General features: G+C 36.0%; 4 protein-coding genes and 1 pseudogene. 1 reads left to right on the forward strand and 4 read right to left on the reverse strand.

What is annotated here, in order from left to right; genetic code table 11:
- Window positions 1-320: pseudogene (locus tag J7E67_RS28360) on the reverse strand (IS21 family transposase); the annotation flags it as partial.
- 168 nt (window positions 321-488) lie between these two features.
- Here J7E67_RS28360 and J7E67_RS28365 point away from each other — a divergent pair.
- Window positions 489-1949, forward strand: coding sequence for a right-handed parallel beta-helix repeat-containing protein (locus J7E67_RS28365; protein ID WP_214733288.1), 1461 nt, complete (start codon window positions 489-491; stop codon window positions 1947-1949).
- A gap of 98 nt (window positions 1950-2047) precedes the next feature.
- On the opposite strand, the gene istB (J7E67_RS28370) is transcribed toward J7E67_RS28365, so the two are convergent.
- The 3 genes from istB (J7E67_RS28370) to J7E67_RS28380 form a co-directional block, all read right to left on the reverse strand.
- Entirely contained in the window at window positions 2048-2821 is a 774-nt protein-coding gene (gene istB, locus J7E67_RS28370) for an IS21-like element helper ATPase IstB (RefSeq protein WP_214733289.1), read from the reverse strand.
- 159 nt (window positions 2822-2980) lie between these two features.
- Window positions 2981-3745 (reverse strand): IS21-like element helper ATPase IstB, encoded by a 765-nt coding sequence (gene istB, locus J7E67_RS28375; RefSeq protein WP_214733290.1) that lies wholly within the window; start codon window positions 3743-3745, stop codon window positions 2981-2983.
- Window positions 3742-4917 carry a DDE-type integrase/transposase/recombinase gene (locus J7E67_RS28380; protein WP_214733291.1) on the reverse strand — a complete coding sequence of 392 codons (1176 nt, stop codon included), beginning with the start codon at window positions 4915-4917 and terminating at the stop codon, window positions 3742-3744. Before J7E67_RS28380 ends, istB (J7E67_RS28375) begins: the two co-directional genes overlap by 4 nt.
- Window positions 4918-5260: the final 343 nt, after the last annotated feature.

The following is a 5260-nucleotide window of genomic DNA, read 5'->3' on the forward strand; positions in this document are numbered from 1 at the left end:
CTTATTAGGTTTTTCACGAAAAGGACTAATAAACTCCCTTAGTATTGTCATTTGGCCATCATAGCCCGTTCCTGTATCTCCTCTAACAAAACTACACAATTTGTGGTTCCTTCTTTAAGTCTCTTTAACAAATACTCTTTATAGTCATCTAATTTGCTTCCTTTACTTTTTTTATCCCCCTTTCTTTTAGGAAGTTGATTCTGGTTTATGTACTTCCTAATAGTCTTTCTACCAAACCCTGTTTCTTCTGAAATTGCAGTTTGAGTCCATCCTTTCTGATGTAACTCTCTGATCATAAAAAATTCCCCATCCTTTAACATGCTGTCTCTCCACTCAAAAAAATTTTGATGTATCGAGACAATTATCCGTTATTTTCGGGGAATTTTTAACCGTTTATATTGGGGATTTTAACACCGTTTTTCACATAGGTAATATTTTTTCTTTTCTGGAAGCTAGTATTGAAGTATTCTTAATGAGAGGTGATCATTTTGATTCGAAGGAACTTCTTAGTAAACTTATTACTTTGGATTCTAGCTTTCTTTTTTGGGTATACGATCAAAAAGGAAGGTGAGAACTTGAATTTACTTAAAACAGATGCAAGGATGGTTCTAGATAAGGATGGGAATAACATCTCAGAAAAAATAGATGTTTTTTCGACACAGTTGGCGGATAAAGCGACAAAAGCACAGCTTGAGAATATTTCTGTAGACGTGACTGATTCCAGATTCGGAGCTAAGTTTGATGGAGTAACGAATGATTCATCAGCAATTCAAACGGCCATTGATTATGTAAGTAGTATGGGTGGTGGTACAGTAAGGTTGCCAGGAGGAACTACAAAAGCAAATTTCACCGTTAAACGGGCGGTTAGTGTGGTAGGTGCGGGGAAAGAAGTGACTATCATAAAACCTTATTCTACTGGCGCTGTTATTACCTACGGCGATGGTAATTCTTTGATGGCAACACTAGTATTAAAAGATTTTACTATTTATGGAAATGTAAATGATCCAACGAATGACGGTATTTATTTTCCAAGAGGTGTCGGAACAGTAACAAAATTATCGGGCTTTTGGGAATGTACTTTCAGGGATATATTTATTCAATATTGCGGTAGATATGGAATGAATTTTAGTGCAGGAGATAACTACCAAACACAGCAATTCAGTTTGTTTGAAAATATCCATATTAGATATTGCAAAAATAATGGAATTTACGCAGTAGGAAATGTCCAAAACAACATTTTTATTCGTGTGGTATGTAGAAAAAACGGAAATCACGGTATGTTTTTGGATAACATCCTTATAGAGTCCACCCACTACAATCCAAACGATAATACTTTCCTTCGTTGTTTATTTGAAAACAACGAAAATGGCGGTACTTGTCATGGGATAAAATCTAAAGGACAAAGAAATACGTACGATAGTTGCTGGTTTGAACGGAATGGGCTCCAGGATACCGCCAAAAACAGTGCAGGATTTTACAACGATTATCCATCAACATCAAATACAATGAACCGAATACGAGATTGTTCTTTTAGGAATAATTACTATGATATTTGGTTTTATAAAGGAAATAATAATATCTTAGATGGTAATTCAATCATGAATAATGATACGATTGTGATCGGTAAACAGTTTGCAATCCGAATAGATTCCTTATCTCAAAATAACATATTTGGACGTCAGGATTTTTCTTTAGTTGGCGGTGCTGTTGCTGTGACTGCCGCAACTACCTACACTGCAACAAGAAATCAACCGTCAGGTTCGACAACCATGCAAGCCGGTGCAACATCAGTGGTGCAATTTATAAACGAAGAAAATCCCCCACGTATACTGGTAAACGCATCGTGGAATACAAACGCATGGACAACAAATAGATCATCATCAAGTTTCACTATCAACGTAGCGGTTGCACCGACAGTGGATTCACCTGTTTTTTGGAGACTGGATTAATTAGCTATACCTGTTTAATACTACCTGTTACTTGATTATGTAACCGTCAAGTAGAATTAAACAATTTTCCACAATTAATTTTAAACAGCTTTTCACAATTAAGATTCAACAGTTTGATAATCAAATAAAGCTTTTCTATATTTCATTCGAATGCTATCAGCTTCCTTATCAAATGTTAGAATCTCACTCCGATGTAAAAGCCGGTCTAAAATAGCTGTTGTCAGAGTGGGGTCTCCAAGAAACTTTCCCCACTCACTTGGTCCCTTATTTGAGGTTAGTATGATTGCAGCTTTGTCGTATAAGTCATAGATAAACTGGAAAAATAGATTTGCTGCCTGTGCCTCATAAGTCATATACATAACGTCATCAATGATAATTAAATCTGAGCTTATTATCCTTTTATACCGTGTTTTTGACTTGCTTATGAATTCTCTTGTTTTTAAGACATACATCAGCTGGCTCATGGAGATGAAGGATACTTGGTATCCTCTCTCCACGGCATGAATTCCTAGTGCTATGGATAAATGCGTTTTTCCTGCACCTGTTGGGCCCATCATAATTAATCTGAAATATTCCTCAATCCAGTTCAACTCCTTTAACACGTTTAATTGTTTTTCTCCGATGGCTGACTGCTCTTTTAAATCATAGTTTTCGAACGTCATTTTCTCAGGAAACTCAGCCCATTTCATCAACCTTTCATTATTCTTTTTCTCTCTACAACTCATTTCATAGCTTAAGATTTCATAGATAAATTCGTGATACGTCCAATTTTTAGATTCTGCCTCACGAAGTAAGTTAGGTATTTCTTTGGCCGTCTCAGCGAGACGCAGAGTACGGCATTTATCTTGTAATACTTCAAACCGATGGGTCAACGATCTCTACCTCCAGCTAAGACCTTTAAATAAATATCTTCAGAACGTTCTGGTGCGATGATCTTTATATTTCTGATTTAATTGAGTCGTTTTTGTAGAATTTATATTACTTTGAACAGATAGTTGTAAGCGTCAAGTACTTTTGAACACTTCTGCTTATTAATTTTGAACACTTTCTGCTTTAAAAATTGTTTCACGATGTTTCATTCTATAACTTGAATCGTTAAAGTGAACGATTTCTGCTCGGTGTATAAGACGATCCAAGATAGCTGTCGCAACACCTACGTCACCCAAGAGCTCGGTCCATTCTTTTGGGGAACGGTTAGAAGTTAATATAATCGATGAGTTGTTGTACAAGTCATTAATCAGTTGGAAAAATAAATTGGCCTCCCTTGGATCCATCGCTGCGTACATCAAATCATCAATAATTACTAATTGTGATTCTTTTATTCTTTTAATCCTTGTTTGGGACTTCCTCGTTATATCCATGGTTTTCAAGGTATGAACCAAATCTCCCATCGTTATAAAAGAGACCCTGTAACCTCGTTTTATGGCTTCTAATCCTAATCCAACCGCCATGTGTGTTTTCCCCACACCTGGCGGTCCCAATAGAATAAGATTATATAATTGTTCAATCCATGCTAAATCTTTTAATTGGTTAAACTGCTTTAAGCTTAAGGATTCTTGTTCGTCTAAATTAAATTGCTCCAACGGAGTCATACATGGAAATGCTGCGAGTTTCAAGCGTTTTTCCATGTTTTTCTCATCTCTCATTTTTCGTTCGTATTCTACTATATTGTTCAGAAAAGCTATATAACTAAGCTGCTCCTTTTCAGCTTCTTCCAGAAGAGTAGGAAGCTTCTTTGATGTTTCCATCAACCGAAGTGAAATCAGTGAGTCTTGAAGATTTTTTATTTGCTTCATTTTGTGCTCTCCATGATTGTGTAATAATGTTCTAATGGACGCTGATTTGCCTCAGTATTTGTTAGTGTTAACTCAGCGATGTCGTTATGATCTTTATCAGCCTGTTGATCGCTGACGTTTACACTGTTCACTTGTCGTTGTCGTTTAAAGAGGGCTACTACATCATGAAAGTCATTCGCACTAAACAGTTGCCTCTCCAAACAGAGTGATAACGCATCATCTATTAATTCTAATGTACTAAGTTCGATACACTTTTTTATTAAGCTTAGCTGGTCCCGAATATAACGTGGATACCTATTCCGTAACTCATTTAGGTAATCGGTAGCTTGTGATTTATTTGTAAAATGCTCACTAGTGACTTCGATAAGCTCCTTTATTCCTTTTGATCTATCCCTTTTATGGGAAGTATTTTGAATGAGTTTTCCTTTATCAGGGTTAATGTAATGTGTTGCGAGTATTTCCCCTGAATCCTGGACGTAGATTACTATCTTATTATCATCGGTCACATAATATTGTACTTCTGGATACTTTTGAAATGTTCCTAACGGAACAGAGTATCTGTTCGAGAGATACAGGATTGTATTGTCCTTTCGGACACTTCTTGCTATACTAGTTTTGTGAATATCATTTACAGAGTTGACCTGTCGCATATGTTGCTTTTCGAGGAGAAACACATCGGCGGGTCTTCTTTTTGTGCCGTTATGAATTTTGCCATTACCTGTTCTTTTTAACCATTTCTGAGACTGCTCGTTCCAGGAATCAATGTTATAAAAAATTCTATTATTAATGAAGTTATTCTTGATAAACTTAACCGCATTTTCTACTTTTCCTTTACTCTCTGGATCAGCCTTTCTGCAGAGTTTAACTTCAAATTTAACTTCATTTACAAATTGTTGAAATTCTTCAGTGAGTAAAATATCCCCCTCATTCTCAGATACAACAATTAGTCGATCCTGATCATACAAAATCTCTTTTGAAACACCCCCAAACTCCTTAAATGCATTCCTATGAGCCGAAATTACATCCTTTGTTGTGAAAGGCCGATTTTGATATTCAACGTATTTGTATCTAGAATGGGCTAACACAAATACAATAAAAACTAATTTTACTGGTTTACCAAATTGATTCCTTACCGTTTTAAATCCAAAGTCTGCTTGGATTTGTTCACCCATTGGAGGGTCAGGTACTGCCTGATAATCCCTAGTGCTTGATTCTTTTGGGATTTGATAATCCTCTCGAAGACACCTTACATAGCTTCTTACTGTACTTTCTCCAACTTCGAATTCAGGATATTTTTCTTTAAGCCAGTCTTGTTGTGACTGCTAAACTAAAGTAGACAGTTTTCGCTAGATAAGAAGAAACACTTATTTACCCAAATATACCAGTAAAACACAGGGCTCCTCCATTGTAAGATGTTTATGAACTTTATTCATACATCAATGGAGGGTACAGAAAAGGTGGATAAGTGGGAAATGTATATGGAAATACAACAGTTTGTATTTGCTAATCTAAAAG

This window comes from Bacillus sp. ISL-46 (assembly GCF_018613205.1).